A 17282-nucleotide genomic window follows, 5' to 3' on the forward strand; every position below is an offset into this window, starting at 1 on the left:
ATGGGCGGCACCGGCGTCATCGACCGCTTCCTGGAGGTCTTCACCCGCTATATCGATAGCGGCTTTGGCCTGCTGCAAGGCGAGGTTGCCTTCATCGCGACCACGCTCATCGTGATCGATGTGACGCTGGCAGCGCTCTTCTGGAGCATGGGTGAAGGCGATGACATTATCGCGCGGCTCATCAAGAAGACTCTGTTCGTCGGTGCCTTCGCCTATATCATCGGTAACTGGAATGGTCTCGCCCGGATCATTTTCGAGAGCTTTGCAGGGCTTGGCCTCAAGGCCAGCGGCACTGGTTTTACCACCGCCGAACTGCTCCAACCGGGCCGCGTCGCCCAGGTCGGATTGGACGCGGGACGGCCGATCCTCGACTCTATCGCGGGGTTGATGGGTTACGTCAGTTTCTTCGAGAATTTCATCCAGATCGTCGTTCTGCTGTTTGCATGGGTTGTGGTCCTGCTCGCCTTCTTCGTGCTGGCGATCCAGCTGTTCATCACGCTGATCGAGTTCAAGCTAACGACGCTCTGCGGGTTCGTGCTGATCCCGTTCGGCCTGTTCGGCAAAACCGCGTTCATGGCAGAGCGGGTGCTCGGCAATGTCGTATCATCCGGCATCAAGGTGCTGGTGCTCGCCGTCATCATCGGCATTGGCTCGACGCTGTTTGCTGAATTTACCGCCGCGATCGGCAGTGCGGAACCCACCATCGAAGACGCGATGACGATCGTGCTCGCCGCGCTCGCTATGCTTGGCCTTGGTATTTTCGGACCCGGCATCGCGAACGGCATTGTCTCCGGTGGACCGCAATTGGGCGCAGGTGCTGCGGCCGGAACAGCGCTGGCCGCTGGAGGTCTCGCGGCAGGCGGCATCGCCGGCGCTCGCCTTGCCGCAGGCGCTGCGACCAGTGCCGCGTCTGGCATCGCCCAAGGCGGTGCCAAAGCCGCAGGCGGCGGGGCGATGGCGTATAGCCTTGGCTCAGCCGGAAAGAGCGGAGCGTCTGGTGTGGCATCGGGCATCGGTGCGGTTGGACAGGCCGCAGCGGGCGCGGCGACTTCGCCCTTACGCAAAGCCGCTTCCGCCGTGAAGTCGAGCTTCAGGGACGGCGCACGCGGCGCGGTCACGGCAACTGGCGGCACGATAACAGGCGGCGCGCCTGAGCCTTCCGAACCTGAAGCAAAATCCGGCGGGGCGCAGCCCGCCTGGGCCAAAGCCATGAAAAACCGCCAGACCATTTCCCACGGCGCGACCATCGCTGCCCACACTCTGCGCTCCGGCGACGGTGGCGGCGCTGGTTCGTCCGTCGATGTTACCGAAAAGGAATAGCCCCCATGTTTAGCCGATCATCCATCCGTTACGGGCGCACGCCTGAACCCGAAACGCCCTATCAACGCGCGGCCCAGGCCTGGGATGACCGCATTGGTTCGGCGCGGGTGCAGGCCCGAAATTGGCGGCTCGCCTTCTTTGGCACGCTCGCACTGTCGAGCGGTCTGACTGCCGGCCTCATCTGGCAAGGCGCGCGCGGTACGATTGTGCCCTGGGTGGTGCAGGTCGACAAGTTCGGCGAGGCCCAGGCCGTCGCACCTGCCGATGCAGGCTTTAATCCGACCGATCCGCAGATCGCCTTCCACCTTGCCCGCTTCATCGAGCAGGTGCGCAGCATTCCGGCTGACCCGATCATCGTGCGCGAGAATTGGCTGCGGGCTTATGACTTCACCACCGACAAAGGTGCGCTGGCGCTCAGCGACTATGCCCGTGCCAATGATCCATTTGCCAAAATCGGTAAGGAACAGGTCGCGGTCGATGTCGCGAGTGTCATCCGTGCGTCTGCGGACAGCTTCCGCGTGGCCTGGACCGAGCGCCATTATCAGGATGGCAGCCTGGCCGAAACCACACGCTGGTCGGCGATCCTGACCATCGCCGTCCAGACACCCCGAACACCTGATGCGCTGCGCAAAAATCCGCTCGGTCTGTTCATCAACGCCATCAACTGGTCAAAGGAACTTGGATCATGACATTATCAAACAGTCGAGCTTTTCGTCGTAATACACTGCGAAGCCTATTGATTATATCAACCGTAATGAGCGGTAGCACCGCCTTTGCCAAAAGACCCCCACGCGTCAATCTGGAAAATGCCGTGCAGGCGCAAAGCTTGCCTGAAGCGCCAAAGCCGGTCGAGGTCGTGACGATCCCGGTTCCGCTGCCGCTTCCCGGACAACTCAAACCTGTTTCGCGGCGCGTCTCCCCCCGCTCCCCCGCGCGCGCTGCGGGCCGCTCCCACCTGGCCAGCCCCCGCGCCAGAGTGGGAGCGGCAAATGAGGCCGCGCGTGTCGAGCCAGAACGGGGCGGGTTTATCAACGCGATCCAGCAATATGCCTATGCTGACGGCGCTCTCTATCAGGTTTACGCGGCGCCCGGCCAAGTGACCGACATTGCGCTTCAGGATGGCGAGCAATTGGTGGGTGCGGGACCGGTGGCGGCAGGCGATACCGTGCGCTGGATCATTGGCGACACGACCAGTGGCAGCGGTGCCAATGCCCGTGTGCATATTCTCGTCAAGCCAACGCGCGCCGATCTTGTCACCAACCTCGTCATCAACACTGACAGGCGCACCTACCATCTCGAAATGCGCGGGAGCCCTTCCACCTATATGGCATCGGTGTCCTGGATCTATCCGCAAGACCAGCTGATCGCGCTGCGCGGCTCCAATGCGGCAGCGGTAAGTAGCACGCCGGTTGCAACCGGCATTGACGTCGCTGCGCTGAACTTCAGCTACCGGATCGATGGCGATAATCCGCCGTGGCGACCTCTGCGCGCCTTTGATGATGGCCGCCAGGTCTTTATCGAGTTCCCCGACACCATCGCCCAGGGCGAAATGCCGCCATTCTTCGTGATCGGCGCGGGAGGTGCTGGCGAACTCGTCAACTACCGCGTCTCGGGCCATCATCTGATTGTTGACCGACTCTTTGCCGCCGCTGAACTGCGGCTTGGCGACAAGCATTCGGTGCAAAAAGTACGGATCATTCGCTCGGGCGCAAAGGTGCGGCGATGAGCGAGGCACCAGCAGCACTGGGTAGCTCTGAGCGGTCAGAACCAACCCCACAGGCCGCACCCGTCAAATTGCGCCTCGATCCGCCGCGCGTGATGCAACTCTCGCGCAAGGCCGTAACTATTGGCAGTGGCGTCGTGCTGACTTTGGTTGGCGGGGCATTCGCCTATGCGCTTCACACAACGAACAGCGGCCCGCCAAAAGAGCTGTTGAATGTGCAAAGCCGTGCCACCGCCGATAGTCTGGCAGGGGCACCCAAGGATTATAGCCAAATTCCCAAACTCGGCCCGCCGCTTCCCGGCGATCTGGGCGGCCCTATCCTGAGCGCGCAGCAAAAGGGCGAGATCGTCCCGCTGCCGCCGGTGGGCGGTGCAGCCAGTGGGCAGCCGAGCGCAGCCGATGCCGCGCGCCAGCTTGCGGCGCAGGAGCGGGATGCGGCGCGGATCAGCCGATTGTTCCTCGGCGGGACCAGTGGTGCGAGCGCTGCGCCGTCACCTGATCTGTCGCCGGCATCAGCTGGCCCAGCTGCGACATCTGGTGCGGCGGCCGCAGCTGATAGCGACGGGACGACAAGCGGCCAATCTGGCAAGCGTGCCTTTCTTGCCGCTTCTGCTGATCGGCGCACCACTTCCAGTGACCGGCTGTCTGCACCCGTCGATCCCAATGTCGTACAAGCGGGCAGCATCATCTCCGCCGCGCTCATCACTGGTATTCGCTCGGATATTCCGGGGCAGATTACCGCCCAGGTGACTCAGAATGTCTTTGATAGCCCGACCGGGCATATCTTGCTCATCCCGCAAGGTGCGCGGCTGATCGGCGAATATGCTTCCGAAATATCGTTCGGCCAGAACCGCGTGTTGCTCGCTTGGAACCGGCTAATTCTGCCCGACGGCCGATCGATCCTGCTCGACCGCCAGCCCGGTGCCGACGGAGCAGGCTTTGCCGGGCTTCAGGATGGCGTCAATTATCATTGGGGCAGTCTGGCGAAGGCAGCGATGATTTCGACGGTATTGGGTGTCGGTGCCGAGCTGGGTTCGGGCAGCGACGATGCGCTCACCCGTGCGCTGCGCACTGGAACGCAGGATACCATCAATCAATCCGGCCAGCAGATCGTGCGCAGGCAACTCAATGTAACGCCGACACTCACCATCCGGCCTGGCTTTCCTGTGCTGGTGATTGTGACCAAGGATCTGATCCTGGCCCCGATTGGAGACAGGCGGTGACCAAGCTCAAACTTACTGATCTTGCGGAGGACAAACCGGTCAGGCTTACCATCGAGCTTCCCGCCGTCATCCACCGCCATCTCGTTGCTTATGCGGCGGTGCTTGGCGCGGGGCAGGGTGCTATCTCACCCGATAAGTTGATCGCGCCGATGATTGCGAGGTTCATGGCCACTGACCGTGCGTTTCTGAAAGCCAGGCGTGGAGTTCAGCTGCCGCCACCCGCGGGATAGCGTTCGTCAATCAGCTTGAAGAAGCGTTTGAGCGACGGGTTTTCATTGTCTGCTCGCCAAAATGCAGAATAATCAAGGCGGGCGAGACCGTTGGGTTCGTTGATTTCGCGGAATACGAGACCGGGGCGAGTTATACCAAGCGCACTTTCGCCAACGATCGATATGAATTTTCCCAGGGTGACCATGCCCAGGATATTTTCCTGAGCAGTTTCCTGCAGCAAGATGCCGGCTTTGTATCCATGTGCGGCAAGCCTGTTCGAGAGTAGATTAGCAATGACCGGCCCGCCGCATTGGCTGGGGAGTACGAACACTTCGCGCCGCAAGTCGGTCCAGTGGATGGTTTCGGCATCGATGAGTGTGTGGGCTTCGGGCAAGGCCAGCATCAATCGTTCAGACCATAGGGCGCGCTTCGAGACACCAACATCGGTGAGGTCGCCAGCATGGATAGCGACATCGATGATCCGCGTCTGGAGACCGCCCAGCATTCGCTCAGCGTTTGTCTCTACACCGTCGAGTTGAACGTCAGGGAACCGATCGAGAAAATCGCCGAGCGCCATTTTCAGGTTACCGGCAGACAAAGAAGTCGAAAACCCGATCACGATTTTGCCATTCTCGCCATATTCGACAGCTCTTGCGGTCGTTTTGAGATTGTCGATCTCGGTCAAAATGCGGCGGGCGATTTCCAAGAATGTCTTACCCGATTCCAGAGGAATGGCTCCGCGCGTTGAACGCTCGAATAGCTTTACGCCGAGTTGCACTTCCAAAGTAGCGATGCGTTTGCTGAGGGTTGATTGCTTGACATTGAGTGCAGTCGCCGCACGCGAGAAGCTCATTGTGTCGGCGGTAGCAACGGCAAAGCGCAATTGTCGGACTTCGATCGGCAACGCGAACTACTCCTAAATGCTCAACTCATGCGCCTGCATCATTAGCTCGGGCCGGCCTTCGGTCGAGACGTGCAAGCAGGGATTGCGCCTGTTTGAGGTGTGGCGCGTCGATCATTTTACCGTCCAGTTGGAGGGCGCCGGCTGTCGGCTGTGCGGCAAACGCGGCAAGGATCTTATGTGCATGCTCGATCTGCGTGGGCGTTGGGGTGAATGCGGTGTTGATGACCGGCACCTGCGAGGGATGGATTGCCATCATACCCGTAAAACCGTCACGCGCAGCTTCAGCCGCATAAATTGCAAGTCCCGCATTATCGGAGATCTTGGGATAAACCGTCTCGATTGCCGGGACATCCGCAGCATGAGCCGCGAACAGTGTAAGACTCCGGATCATTTCATAGGGCGGGAGCAGCTTGTTGGCTTCATCGCGGCTCGTTGTCGCTCCAATAGCCGCAGGCAGATCCTCTGCGCCCCAAGTCAGGCCACACAAGCGGCTGTGGACCTGAGCATAACTGCCCAGCGCGAACACTGACTTGGCGGTTTCTGTGGCAATCGGCAGGATCGGCGGCAGATCGCCTGCCAACGCATCGAGCACTGCGATGCTTGCCTCCCCTTCCGCTTTGGGCAGTACCAGCGCATCGGGCCGCGCGCGCATCACCAGCGCCAAATCAGCAGCGATAAACGGGCTGTCCAATTGATTGATCCGCACCAGCAAGGTCACGCCGTGATCGCGCGGGGCGGCAAGTACTTCCGCGATGGCGGTGCGGGCCTCATCTTTGCGGGCGGGCGTCACCGCGTCTTCGAGATCTAGGATCAGCGCATCGGCCTCTAGCGACAGGGCTTTGGCCATGCGATCAGGCCGGTCGCCGGGAACGAAGAGGAGCGAGCGCAATCTCACGCGGGGCTCCGATGCAGCAAAGCGGTGCGCAGGCATTGACATACGATTTCGTCGCGCTGGTTGAGCAGTTCGTGCCGAAATGTGACGATGCCTGCGCCGGGACGCTTGGAATCCTTCAGTTCCACGACCTCGGTTCGGGCACGAAGCGTGTCGCCGAGAAAGACAGGTTTCGGCATCACGAGCTTGTCATAGCCGAGGTTTGCGATCAGCGTTCCGAGCGTGGTGTCGCCGACGGACAGCCCAACCATCAGCGCGAAGGTGAAAGTGCCATTGACGAGGATTTGTCCGAACTCGCTCTTTGCCGCATAGTCGGCGTCGATGTGCAGCGGCTGGGGATTGTGCGTCATCGTCGAAAACAGCAGATTGTCAGTCTCCGTCACCGTTCGCCGGATCTCATGGTCAAGCCGATCGCCGACCTGCCACTGGTCATAATAGAGTCCCGCCATCAGCTTGCCTTCTCCGCTTCCTTTTCGATCCGCGCCAGCACCGTACCTTCGGCCACCTGACCGCCAGCCACGGCGGACAATTCCGCGACGGTGCCGTCAAACGGGGCGAGCAGAGCCTGTTCCATTTTCATCGCTTCGAGCACCAGCAAGCGCTGCCCTGCGACCACAGCCTCGCCCGCGGTCACGTCGACCGAAACAATCCGGCCCGGCATGGGGGCAAGAATGGCGCCGTCGGATTGACCGCTCCCGCCCGCGACATGGTCCGCCACTGGCAGGCCAAAGGGCCAGACTTCGCCGCTCAGGAACAGCAGTGTCTCCCCCTTCACGGATTCGACGACGCCTGATGCCGGCGCGCCGGTCAGCGCTACCAGATGCACATGCCCGGCAATGTCCACGGCAACGCGGCGATCCGGCTCGCTTGCGGACCGGAAGCCGGGAAGCGCGGTCCATGGGTCGCTGGAGCCAGCCGGCAGCAGAGCCGCCGCGGCGCCTTGCAGCACCTCGTTTGATGGGTGACCGCCGGGGACGAGCCGCTCGAGATGCCGTTCGATAAAGCCGGTATCGATATCCCCCGCGACGAAGGCTGGATCGGCGGCGGCGCGCGCGAGGAAGGCGGCGTTGGTCTTGACCGGCCAGACCTGCAGCGTATTGCATACCGCCGCGAGCTTTGCGGCCGCCGCTTCGCGCGTCGGCCCGTGAACGATCAGCTTGGCGATCATCGGGTCATAATGCGGTGTGACCTCACCACCTTCCTCGACGCCGCTATCAATGCGAACGCCGGATGGAAAACGCAGGCGGTCGAGCGGCCCGGTTGAAGGCAAGAAGCCCGTCACGGGATTTTCGGCATAAAGCCGCGCTTCCATCGCCCAGCCCTCGATGGTCAGCTGGTCCTGACGAAGGGGCAAGGGCTCTCCGCTGGCGACCCGCAGCTGCCACTCGACGAGATCCAGACCCGTGATCGTTTCTGTCACGGGATGCTCGACCTGGAGCCGCGTGTTCATCTCCATGAACCAGATCCGGTCGGCGCGCAGGCCTTCGCTGGCGTCGGCAATGAATTCGATGGTCCCGGCGCCGACATAATCGACGGCTTTCGCCGCTTTCACCGCAGCATCACAGATCGCGGCGCGCGTGGCCAGATCCATGCCCGGGGCGGGGGCTTCCTCGATGACTTTTTGGTGGCGGCGCTGCAGCGAGCAGTCGCGTTCGAACAGATGGACCACATTGCCTTGGCTATCGCCAAAAATCTGAACCTCGATATGACGGGGGCCGAGGACATATTTCTCTATCAGCACCTGATCATTGCCGAATGCCGCCGCTGCCTCGCGTTGGCACGAAGCAAGGGCATCGATGAAGGCTGCGTCGCCATCGACCCGCCGCATGCCCTTGCCGCCGCCGCCCGCCACCGCCTTGATCAACACGGGATAGCCAATTTCCCGTGCTTGCGCGTGCAGATGATCGGCGTCCTGATCCTCCCCCATATATCCGGGCGTCACCGGCACGCCCGCCGCGATCATCAGCGCCTTGGCGGCATCCTTCAGACCCATGGCGCGGATGGCTGCGGGCGGTGCGCCGACCCAAACCAGCCCAGCTGCCTGCACGGCCTCGGCGAATTCAGCATTTTCTGAAAGAAAACCATAGCCTGGATGGATAGCTGCCGCACCGGTCTGTTTCGCTGCGGCGAGAATTTTCTCCGGGACGAGATAGCTCTCGCGAGCAGCAGCCGGTCCGATGCATACGGCCTCGTCGGCCTCGCGTACGAAAGGCATATTTGCGTCCACGTCGCTGTGGACCGCAATCGTGCGCACGCCCAGGCGTCTGGCGGTTCGGATGATCCGGCGGGCGATCTCGCCCCGGTTGGCGATGAGGAGGGACTCGATCATCATCACATCCTGAACAGGCCGAAGCGCGCGCGCTCCGGGATCGGGGCGTTGAGCGTCGCGGCGAAGGCAAGGCCCAGGACGTCGCGGGTCTGGGCCGGGTCGATGATCCCGTCGTCCCAAAGCCGCGCGGTGGCGTAGTAAGGGTTGCCCTCGTCCTCATATTTCTGACGGATCGGCGCTTTGAAGGCTTCGGCTTCCTGTGGTGTCCATTTGTCCGCGTCGCGGTGGACGGTGGCTAGCACCGAGGCTGCCTGCTCGCCGCCCATGACGCTGATGCGGGCATTGGGCCAGGTGAACAGGAATCGCGGCTGATAGGCGCGTCCGCACATGCCGTAATTGCCGGCGCCGAAGCTGCCGCCAATCAACACCGTGATCTTCGGTACGCTCGCGGTCGCGACGGCGGTGACAAGCTTGGCGCCATGCTTGGCGATGCCTTCGGCTTCATATTTGCCGCCGACCATGAAGCCGGAAATATTCTGGAGGAAGAGCAGGGGAATGCGCCGCTGGCAGGCGAGTTCGATGAAGTGCGCGCCCTTCTGAGCGCTTTCGCTGAAGAGTACGCCATTATTGGCGAGGATAGCCACCGGCATGCCCCAGATGCGGGCGAAGCCGCAGACGAGCGTCGTGCCGTAGAGCGCCTTGAACTCGTGAAATTCGCTGCCGTCCACGATCCGTGCGATGACTTCGCGCACGTCATAGGGCGCGCGCACGTCGGTCGGAACGACGCCATACAACTCTTGTGGATCATATTTTGGCGGCAGCGGATCGGCAACGTCGATATCGACCGTCTTCACGCAATTGAAGCTCGCTGCGATGTCCCGAACGATCAGCAGCGCATGTTCGTCATTCTCGGCTACATGATCGACAACGCCCGATTTGCGCCCGTGCGTCTCTGCTCCGCCCAGCTCTTCGGCGGTTATAACCTCGCCGGTCGCGGCCTTCACGAGGGGAGGGCCCGCCAGGAAGATCGTTCCTTGATTGCGCACGATGACGCTTTCGTCGGACATGGCCGGGACATAGGCGCCGCCAGCAGTGCAACTGCCCATGACGCAGGCGATCTGGGGAATGCCTTCAGACGACATCTGTGCCTGATTGTAGAAGATGCGCCCGAAATGCTCGCGATCGGGGAAGACCTCCGCCTGATGCGGCAGGTTCGCGCCGCCGCTGTCGACCAGATAGATGCAGGGCAGGCGGTTCTCTCTGGCGATCTCCTGCGCGCGCAGATGCTTCTTCACCGTCATCGGAAAGTAGGCACCGCCCTTCACCGTGGGATCGTTGGCGACGATCATGCACTCGCGGCCGGAAACCCGTCCGATCCCGCCGATCGCGCCGGCGCCTGGCGCTCCATCGGGCGCATGGCTGTTGCCATACATCCCGTTCGCCGCCAGCGCGCTGATCTCGAGAAACGGTGACCCCGGATCGAGCAGACGATGGACACGATCGCGCGGCAGCAGCTTGCCGCGGGCAACATGCCGTTCACGAGCCGCATCCGAGCCGCCCAGCGCGGCGGTCGCGACCTTTGCCCGCAAGTCGGCGACGAGCGCGCGGTTGTGCGCAGCATTGGCGGCAAAATCAGGCGAGCCGACATTGGCGAGAGTCTTGAGAACAGTCATATGCCCAGCAGTTCCCGTCCGATAAGCATGCGCCTGATCTCGTTGGTGCCGGCGCCGATATCCAGCAGTTTGGCGTCGCGCATGAACCGCTCGACCGGCCAGTCCTTGGTATAGCCCGCACCGCCCAACGCCTGCACCGCTTCGAGTGACACCTTCATCGCGTTTTCGCTGGCGAGCAGGATCGCGCCGGCCGCGTCGAAGCGGGTGGTCTTCCCTGAATCGCATGCGCGCGCCACCGCATAGACATAGGCACGCGCGGAATTGAGCGCGACATACATGTCGGCCACCTTCGCCTGCATCAGCTGGAAGGCGCCGATCGGTTTGCCGAACTGCTTACGTTCGCGAAGATAGGGCAGGACGACATCCAGGCAGGCCTGCATGATGCCCAACTGGATCCCCGCGAGTACGGTGCGCTCATAGTCGAGGCCCGACATGAGGATGCCGACACCACCGTTCAGCGGACCCATCACATTTTCTTCGGGCACTTCGCAGTCGTCGAACACGAGTTCGGCAGTCGGCGACCCGCGCATGCCCATCTTGTCGATCTTCTGGCCGATGGAAAATCTGGGGATGTCCTTTTCTATGATGAAGGTCGTAATGCCCTTCGATCCCTCGCCGGTCTTGGCATAGACAATGAGCGTGTCGGCATAGGGGGCGTTGGTGATCCAGAATTTTGTGCCGTTCAGGACGTAGCGATCCCCCTTCTTTTCCGCCTTCAGCTTCATCGAGACGACGTCGGACCCAGCACCCGCTTCCGACATGGCGAGACTGCCGATATGCTCGCCCGAGATCAGCTTGGGGAGATAGCGGCGCTTCTGCTCGGAATTGCCCCAGCGGCGCAGCTGATTGACGCACAGGTTCGAATGCGCGCCGTAGCTGAGGCCGATCGAGCCGGAGGCGCGCGCGACTTCCTCCTGCGCCACGACATGTTCGAGATAGCCCAGCCCCAGACCGCCATCCTCTTCCTCGACGGTGATCCCATGCAGGCCGAGCGCGCCCATTTCCGGCCAGAGTTCGCGCGGGAACCAGTCCTCGGCATCGATTCGCGCAGCGAGAGGCGCAATCCTGTCTGCGGCAAATCTCTGTGCGGTCTCGCGAATGGCCTCAGCCATTTCCCCGAGCGCAAAATCAAAGTCCGCCACTATCCCCTCCTGTCTTTCGTGCTCAATAGGAGGATTTGGCGCGAGAGAAAAATTGAAAGGTGCGAAAGCATGGCATAGACCGTATCTATGATAGACCGCTATTTGCTCCGCTATTTTCTTGCTGTGATCGACCATGGCAACTTCTCCAAGGCGGCGGCTCAGTGCAATGTGTCGCAGCCAACGCTCTCGGTCGGCATTGCCAAGCTCGAACGCCTGCTCGACAGGTCGCTATTCCACCGTACCAATCGCCGCGTGGAGTTGACCGAAGCAGGCGCGCATCTCGCAGTGCACGCCCGCAGGATCGAAAGCGATTTCAACCTGTTCGAGCGGTCGATGTTGGAAGCGCCCGCGCGGCGCACACTCCGCCTCGGGGTGCTTGCGACTATTCCCGCATCCTGGATTGCAACCTTTGCGCGAGCTGTATCGAAAGACACGCGTGACGAGCGCATAGAGTTGGTCGAGGGGCGCGAACGCGACCTGCTGGAACGCTTGGGTCGTGGTCGGATTGATGCGGCACTCACTATCGTTCGGGAAGAGAATGGCCGATTTGAAAGCGAAGTTTTGCTCCGCGAAGGATATTCCCTCGCCCTTTCAAGCGAACATCCGCTTGCTGCAGTGCCGGTGATCGCAGCAGAATCGCTGGCTGACAATGTGATGATCGTTCGTAGGCAGTGCGAGGTTCTGGGGGAAACCAGTCGACACTTCACCAGTCGCGGCGTGCGGCCGTTTTTTGCTGCCCGGACGACCAGCGATGAGCGCGCGCTGGCATTGGTGGCGGCGGGCATGGGCGTTACCGTGATGCCCGACGGTTTCACAGCACATGGCGTTTTGCGTCCTCGGCTGGCAGGATTTGATCTCAAGCGTGACATTGGTCTCATCCACGCCCGCCATTTTACAGAGCAGCATGAGCCCAAGAGTCCTTGTCTTGAAATCCTGCGTACCACGCTGAAGCTGGCTAATCTCGTGTCTTGCGGCTAACCACCAATTCGCCAAGAGGGGATTGATCAAGACGACGATTTGATGTTAGTTATAATCAAAAAGCGAAATCGGCAATCGGTTCGGGTGGAGTAGGATGTGATGATAGAGCCAAAGGCTATTGTAAGCGACTGGAAAGATTCGTCAATTTGGTCTACGCAACGATTGCCTGCAGAGAGGCAGTTCGATCGTTGGTGCGACTTCGTAAACGAAGCGCACTTGCACTGGTCAATCCGGCGCGAACCTCACGATATATTTCCCGCATTTATTCGAGAAGGTCGGTTCGGCGATTTTCGGATGGCCAGTTTGACTGCTCCACAATCGAGAGTGAAAGGAACCAGAAGCTGCGTAGAGATCGCGCAGGATGTCGAGGCACTTTACAATATTATTTACATTGTCAACGGTTCAGAATGTTTGATTATTGACGGACGGGAGATCGATTTACGACCCGGAAATTTCGTTTTGTGGGACAGCGCTCGGCCCATGACCTTCATTACGGGAGAAAATCTCCATCAAGTGACCCTGGTAGTTACGCATGACAGATTGCATCGGGTTTTTCCGCAAGCTGGCGATTTTGTCGGTAAACCTTTGTCTGCCGCTACAGGTCTCAATCGACTATTTGCGGATCATTTGCTGTCGTTGGATCAGCAATTTGGCGAATTGCCGTGTGACCAGGCGCAGACCGTGCTCGACTCAACAATAAATTTCTTGGCAGCAACTTTGGATTCTGGGAATTGTGCTGCAGATGGATCTTGCACATCAGAATTACTTCGAAAGATACGGCGCTATATTGACCACAATCTTGAGGACTTTGACCTTTCGATCTCAAGGATTGCGGTAAGTCACGGCATTTCAATACGACATCTTCATCGCCTTTTTAAAGGGCTTGATACTTCCGTAGCTACCTATATCGTTAAGCATCGTCTTGACCGTTGCAAACATGAATTGTCTTCTTCGTTTCATAGCCGTGCGTCGATTACCGACATCGCATTCCGATGGGGTTTTGCCGATTCCGGCACGTTCAGCAAGGCGTTCCGGCGTGAGTTTGGCATGACGCCTCGTGACTTTCGAGCGATCGCAAAGGCACAGGGTGCGGCGAGCACACCTGCGTAAACCCCTAGATAGTTCTACGTGCGGGCCTCTTCGGGCGGGAGTAAATTCGGTGGGAGTAAAAATGGCCGATACCCATCGCACCTTGGATGGCTCGTTCACGAAAATAGCGAAGCCCGGAACGCCAAATTTCCTTAACTTCGGCGTGGCGAACGGGAAGGACATCGCGCCATCCGATTTACTGCGCAATTGTAATGTGAAGCCATCGCCCGGTCATTGCTCCAGCAACTGAGCTGCCATCACCTTGAGTTGTGCATCGACCTCGCCATGTATCGCCAGTCCGTTTGCATCGAAGAGCGCCTCCTTCGAATTCAACGCAATGCCGAGGGGCGTCGGCCAGCCCCGCAGCGCGTGAACGACGCTTCTCAAGGCATGCAACGTGCTGTTTGCGCCCTGCCATCCCGCACCTGTAGCAATGCAACCCACCGCCTTGTTCGAGAAATACGGACTGGGATCTCCCGCCATCTCCTCGGTGTAGTCGAGAGCATTTTTGACAAGGCCGGAGATGCCGCCGTGATAACCAGGCGATCCAATTACCACGGCATGCGCGCTGCGGATGGCATCGATCATGCTCGCAGCACCCGCGGGCTGTGCGCCCGACGACGGCGAGTACATGGGAAAGTCTATGTCCAAGCCGGCAAACATCCGGACTTCCGCGCCGTTGACAGATGCCGCCTCAAGAACCGCGCGTACCGCCTTTTCGGTGGACGAATTCGGGCGGAGGGTCCCGCCGATTCCCACCACCATTTTCCGCCTCTCGACCATTAATCTCTCCATTTAAAACGGTATCGGCTCAATCGCGTCGGAATGAGGCTGGTGGGCCGCCGGATGTGGCCGGCGGCCGGTGTTCTCGAGTCAGCTGATCAGGATGGTTTTCATGTTGATGAATTCCTCGATTCCGGCCTTTCCGCCTTCGCGACCGAAGCCACTCTTGCCAATGCCGCCAAACGGGGCGCTGTAGTGGTGACTGGGTGCGGCGTTGATCGAAACCGTGCCCGATCGCAGCTGGTCGGCCATGCGCCGCGCACGGCGCAAGTCGTGGGTATGGACATAGCTGCTGAGGCCGTACTGTGTGCCATTGGCAATATGGACGGCTTCATCTTCACTGGAGAACGGCGTGATGGATAGAACTGGTCCGAACAGCTCCTTCTGGCCGAGATCGCTTTCGGGATCGACGTTCGCAAACACAGTCGGTTCGATGAAAAAGCCGTCTCCCAGATCGCCGTTGCACCGGTTCCCGCCAGCAACAAGCTCCCCGCTGCCTTGCTGCTTCGCCTGATCAATCATTCCAGATATGCGATCGCATGCCGAAGCGCTGATGACCGGTCCGGTAAAGGTGCCTGCTTCCAGCGGGTCGCCGATCCGGATGTCCGCCACGTTTTTCACCACGCCTGCCACGACTTCATCGTAGATGCTGGCGTGGACCAGCATCCTGGTGGGAAGGACGCATCCCTGTCCGGCAAGGACCATCGCCCGGGATGCCGAAAACGGGACCGCCTGGGCAAGGTCGGCATCCTCGAACAGGATGTTCGCGCCTTTCCCGCCGAGTTCGAACAGCACCGGGGTCAGCGGCTGTGCCGCGCCCGCCATGATGCGCTGGGCGGTTTGGAGCCCGCCGGTGAAGCTGATCTTGTCCACGTCCTCGTGACCGATCAGCGCCGCGCCCGCATCGGCCTGGCCGAGAACGATGTTGAGCACTCCGTCGGGCAGACCAGCCTGCTTGGCCAACTCGAAAAACCGCACGGCCGTGAACGGGGTCATCTCGGCGGGCTTGAGCACCACGGTGTTTCCGGCGGCAAGCGCGGGTGCCACCTTCATGGCCAGCGACAGCAGCGGTGCGTTCCATGAAATTATGATCGCGACGACGCCCACCGGTTCGGGAACGGTATAGATGAACGGCTCGGCGGGGTTGGACGACGTCACCAGCCCTTCGAGCCGGTCGGCCCAGCCGGCATAGTAGTTGATCCAGGCGTAGGCGGCCGGAACGAAGCTGGCGCGGCCGTAAGTGTGGGTGATCCCGGCTTCCAGCGTCGCAAGTACCGAAAGTTCGTCGCCATGCTCGACAACGAGCTGTGCCAGCCTTTCCAGGATCTGCCGCCGCCGTGCGCCGGGCATTGCTCGCCACGCGGCACAGGCACGCCGGGCTTCGCCAACCGCCTGATCCACGAAATCGGCGCCAACCATCGCAATGCCCGCCTGGACCCGGCCGGTTGACGGATTGATATGCTCGAACGTACCTCCTTGCGGACTGGTCGACTTGCTGGCACCCGCAACGCTGTATGCTTCGGGCAATTGGCGCTGAGCGGCCTCGTGGCGGGATAGCAGGCCGGTCACTTGGAGGCCTCTACTGCTTCATCGCCAAGCTTCTGGAGGGCCCAGTCGGCAAGATTTCGGATCGCTGCGTCCGCCTCCGGCGCGTTGCCCGCCATGAACTGGAAGATGTGCTGCATCCGGGGGACTGTTTCGAATGTGACATCGACCCCGGCGGCGCGGGCGCGGTCGACAACGCGCTCGCTGTCAGCGAGCAGCGCTTCATCGGCGCTCGCCTGGACGTAGAGCGGGGGTAGAGCCGAAAGGTCTGCGTAGAGGACATTGGCCAAGGGATCGCGGGGGTCTCCATCGGGACCGAGGAAGCCGGCAATCACGCCGTCAAGCAGCCCACGCGATACCAGTGCGTCCTTGGCTGCGTTGCTTTCGATTGTCGCGCCCTTTGCTTCCATATCAACCCACGGTGACATGGCGATCAGCGCGCGGGGCGACGGCAGGCCCTGCTCGGCACCGCGCAGGGGTGCCGCGATGGTCAAGGCCCCGCCGGCCGAATCGCCAGCGATGACGATGCGGTCTGCACCGATGCCCTGGCGTAGCAGCCAGCGGTAGGCGCAAACCACGTCGTCCAAGGGACCGGGATGGGGATTTTCCGGAGCGCGGCGATAATCGACGATCAAAGCGCGGCAACCCATCGCCTTGGCGAGGTGAGCGTACAGCTTTCGGTGGCTGTAGCGGGACCCGGTCGCATAGCCGCCGCCGTGCACCCCGATCAGTACGGTATCTTCGCAGGAACCGCGGGGGATGGCCCATAGGCAGGCAACGCCACCTGCATCGACCTCGAGATAATCGGTCGCGCCGGGTTCTGCGCCGACATCGCCGACATGCTCCAGCAGGCGGCGAAAATCCTCGAGCGAAGCATCAGGATGCTCGGCCAGATGGCGGGTTATCCCTTGGTAGAGGTTGAGCAGGTCCGCGGATTCCTTGCTGGCCATCGAATTCTCTCCCGGATTCTAGCGCCGATCGCGTGGGCCGGTGTACGGCATTACGATTTGCAGCGGCGGCTTTCTGCCTATCTGACAGATTAATGTCCGAACGTTCGTATATCGTCAATGGCCAGTTCTAAAGCACCTCGAAGATTTCGTAGGTGGGTCCGGCGGGGCGGCGGCATCCACGGCCAACAGCGACGATGTTGTTGAGCCATGCGTAGCGTGTCGATCCAGTTTCGAACTGCGGGGATATCCTGAAGTAATAGTCGGCGGGATCGACCGGTTCACCGCGGGCGACGCGTTCCAGCACTTCAGGTGGGCCATGGCGGATGCCCGTATACCTCAGCGCGATCAGCTCTGAGTCGTCGGTTCGCAATACGAGCCTGACGTCGATGTTTAAGCTGCCGTCCGGCTTGTCCAGCACCCAGTCCACTCCGCCAGGTTCGACTATTCCGTTCAGCCGGGTGCCTTCGAAGCTGCCGTCCGGCACCGACACAATACGCCTGTTTCCACCGTTGACCGCACCAAGCAGGTACGTGCTCCCAATGGTGAGGCTGAGGGTCAAGAGATGTTCTGTCCTGATCACG

The 17282-nt window shown here is 60.9% G+C and carries 17 protein-coding genes; 7 read left to right on the forward strand and 10 right to left on the reverse strand.

The window, feature by feature from the left end:
* From trbL to B7Y43_RS09190, 5 genes are read left to right on the forward strand one after another with little or no spacing between them, the layout of a single operon-like run.
* On the forward strand, positions 1-1320 hold the full coding sequence (trbL, locus tag B7Y43_RS09170) for a P-type conjugative transfer protein TrbL (protein ID WP_374131339.1): 1320 nt from the start codon (positions 1-3) through the stop codon (positions 1318-1320).
* 5 nt (positions 1321-1325) lie between these two features.
* Positions 1326-2009 carry a conjugal transfer protein TrbF gene (gene trbF / locus B7Y43_RS09175; RefSeq protein WP_374131340.1) on the forward strand — a complete coding sequence of 228 codons (684 nt, stop codon included), beginning with the start codon at positions 1326-1328 and terminating at the stop codon, positions 2007-2009.
* Positions 2006-3046 (forward strand): P-type conjugative transfer protein TrbG, encoded by a 1041-nt coding sequence (trbG, locus tag B7Y43_RS09180; RefSeq protein WP_374131341.1) that lies wholly within the window; start codon positions 2006-2008, stop codon positions 3044-3046. The genes trbF and trbG overlap by 4 nt, the downstream gene beginning before the upstream one ends.
* Positions 3043-4266: a TrbI/VirB10 family protein gene (locus B7Y43_RS09185; protein WP_374131342.1), complete on the forward strand. Its 1224-nt coding sequence runs from the start codon at positions 3043-3045 to the stop codon at positions 4264-4266. Before trbG ends, B7Y43_RS09185 begins: the two co-directional genes overlap by 4 nt.
* A complete protein-coding gene (locus B7Y43_RS09190) occupies positions 4263-4496 on the forward strand; it encodes a DUF2274 domain-containing protein (RefSeq protein ID WP_374131343.1) in 234 nt (77 codons plus the stop codon). Before B7Y43_RS09185 ends, B7Y43_RS09190 begins: the two co-directional genes overlap by 4 nt.
* On the opposite strand, the gene B7Y43_RS09195 is transcribed toward B7Y43_RS09190, so the two are convergent.
* The 6 genes from B7Y43_RS09195 to B7Y43_RS09220 are packed head-to-tail and all read right to left on the reverse strand — an operon-like array spanning position 4472 to position 11356.
* Positions 4472-5380, reverse strand: a complete 909-nt coding sequence (locus B7Y43_RS09195; protein WP_374131344.1) for a LysR family transcriptional regulator — start codon at positions 5378-5380, stop codon at positions 4472-4474. The two genes, B7Y43_RS09190 and B7Y43_RS09195, sit on opposite strands and share 25 nt — an antisense overlap.
* 25 nt (positions 5381-5405) lie before the next feature.
* Positions 5406-6275 carry a CoA ester lyase gene (locus tag B7Y43_RS09200; protein WP_374131345.1) on the reverse strand — a complete coding sequence of 290 codons (870 nt, stop codon included), beginning with the start codon at positions 6273-6275 and terminating at the stop codon, positions 5406-5408.
* Positions 6272-6721 (reverse strand): MaoC family dehydratase, encoded by a 450-nt coding sequence (locus B7Y43_RS09205; protein ID WP_374131346.1) that lies wholly within the window; start codon positions 6719-6721, stop codon positions 6272-6274. The genes B7Y43_RS09200 and B7Y43_RS09205 overlap by 4 nt, the downstream gene beginning before the upstream one ends.
* Entirely contained in the window at positions 6721-8601 is a 1881-nt protein-coding gene (locus B7Y43_RS09210) for a biotin carboxylase N-terminal domain-containing protein (RefSeq protein WP_374131347.1), read from the reverse strand. The genes B7Y43_RS09205 and B7Y43_RS09210 overlap by 1 nt, the downstream gene beginning before the upstream one ends.
* Positions 8602-8603: 2 nt before the next feature.
* The gene (locus B7Y43_RS09215) at positions 8604-10214 is read right to left on the reverse strand and encodes a carboxyl transferase domain-containing protein (RefSeq protein WP_374131348.1); all 1611 of its coding nucleotides are present in this window, start codon (positions 10212-10214) and stop codon (positions 8604-8606) included.
* Positions 10211-11356: an isovaleryl-CoA dehydrogenase gene (locus B7Y43_RS09220; RefSeq protein ID WP_374131389.1), complete on the reverse strand. Its 1146-nt coding sequence runs from the start codon at positions 11354-11356 to the stop codon at positions 10211-10213. The genes B7Y43_RS09215 and B7Y43_RS09220 overlap by 4 nt, the downstream gene beginning before the upstream one ends.
* Positions 11357-11443: 87 nt before the next feature.
* On the opposite strand from B7Y43_RS09220, the gene B7Y43_RS09225 reads away from it, so the two are divergent.
* Positions 11444-12334, forward strand: a complete 891-nt coding sequence (locus B7Y43_RS09225) for a LysR family transcriptional regulator (protein ID WP_374131349.1) — start codon at positions 11444-11446, stop codon at positions 12332-12334.
* A 99-nt stretch (positions 12335-12433) separates the two neighbouring features.
* The gene (locus B7Y43_RS09230) at positions 12434-13444 is read left to right on the forward strand and encodes a helix-turn-helix domain-containing protein (RefSeq protein ID WP_374131350.1); all 1011 of its coding nucleotides are present in this window, start codon (positions 12434-12436) and stop codon (positions 13442-13444) included.
* Between the two features lie 210 nt (positions 13445-13654).
* On the opposite strand, the gene B7Y43_RS09235 is transcribed toward B7Y43_RS09230, so the two are convergent.
* The 4 genes from B7Y43_RS09235 to B7Y43_RS09250 all read right to left on the reverse strand — a co-directional run bounded on the left by B7Y43_RS09235 (position 13655) and on the right by B7Y43_RS09250 (position 17260).
* Positions 13655-14188 (reverse strand): NADPH-dependent FMN reductase, encoded by a 534-nt coding sequence (locus B7Y43_RS09235; protein WP_374131351.1) that lies wholly within the window; start codon positions 14186-14188, stop codon positions 13655-13657.
* Between the two features lie 108 nt (positions 14189-14296).
* Positions 14297-15775: an aldehyde dehydrogenase gene (locus B7Y43_RS09240; protein ID WP_374131352.1), complete on the reverse strand. Its 1479-nt coding sequence runs from the start codon at positions 15773-15775 to the stop codon at positions 14297-14299.
* A complete protein-coding gene (locus tag B7Y43_RS09245; RefSeq protein WP_374131353.1) occupies positions 15772-16701 on the reverse strand; it encodes an alpha/beta hydrolase in 930 nt (309 codons plus the stop codon). The genes B7Y43_RS09240 and B7Y43_RS09245 overlap by 4 nt, the downstream gene beginning before the upstream one ends.
* 127 nt (positions 16702-16828) lie before the next feature.
* Complete coding sequence (locus B7Y43_RS09250; RefSeq protein WP_374131354.1) at positions 16829-17260, reverse strand: DUF3237 domain-containing protein; 432 nt, start codon at positions 17258-17260, stop codon at positions 16829-16831.
* Positions 17261-17282: the final 22 nt, after the last annotated feature.

It is taken from the genome of Sphingomonas sp. 28-62-20 (assembly GCF_002281505.1).

What these genes read in the sequence shown, in the direction of transcription:
- trbL (WP_374131339.1), top strand. Translation starts at nt 1, where the DNA reads ATGGGCGGCACCGGCGTCATCGACCGCTTCCTGGAGGTCTTCACCCGC.
- trbF (WP_374131340.1), top strand. Translation starts at nt 1,326, where the DNA reads ATGTTTAGCCGATCATCCATCCGTTACGGGCGCACGCCTGAACCCGAA.
- trbG (WP_374131341.1), top strand. Translation starts at nt 2,006, where the DNA reads ATGACATTATCAAACAGTCGAGCTTTTCGTCGTAATACACTGCGAAGC.
- B7Y43_RS09185 (WP_374131342.1), top strand. Translation starts at nt 3,043, where the DNA reads ATGAGCGAGGCACCAGCAGCACTGGGTAGCTCTGAGCGGTCAGAACCA.
- B7Y43_RS09205 (WP_374131346.1), bottom strand. Translation starts at nt 6,721, where the DNA reads ATGGCGGGACTCTATTATGACCAGTGGCAGGTCGGCGATCGGCTTGAC.
- B7Y43_RS09210 (WP_374131347.1), bottom strand. Translation starts at nt 8,601, where the DNA reads ATGATCGAGTCCCTCCTCATCGCCAACCGGGGCGAGATCGCCCGCCGG.
- B7Y43_RS09215 (WP_374131348.1), bottom strand. Translation starts at nt 10,214, where the DNA reads ATGACTGTTCTCAAGACTCTCGCCAATGTCGGCTCGCCTGATTTTGCC.
- B7Y43_RS09225 (WP_374131349.1), top strand. Translation starts at nt 11,444, where the DNA reads ATGATAGACCGCTATTTGCTCCGCTATTTTCTTGCTGTGATCGACCAT.
- B7Y43_RS09230 (WP_374131350.1), top strand. Translation starts at nt 12,434, where the DNA reads ATGATAGAGCCAAAGGCTATTGTAAGCGACTGGAAAGATTCGTCAATT.
- B7Y43_RS09235 (WP_374131351.1), bottom strand. Translation starts at nt 14,188, where the DNA reads ATGGTGGTGGGAATCGGCGGGACCCTCCGCCCGAATTCGTCCACCGAA.
- B7Y43_RS09245 (WP_374131353.1), bottom strand. Translation starts at nt 16,701, where the DNA reads ATGGCCAGCAAGGAATCCGCGGACCTGCTCAACCTCTACCAAGGGATA.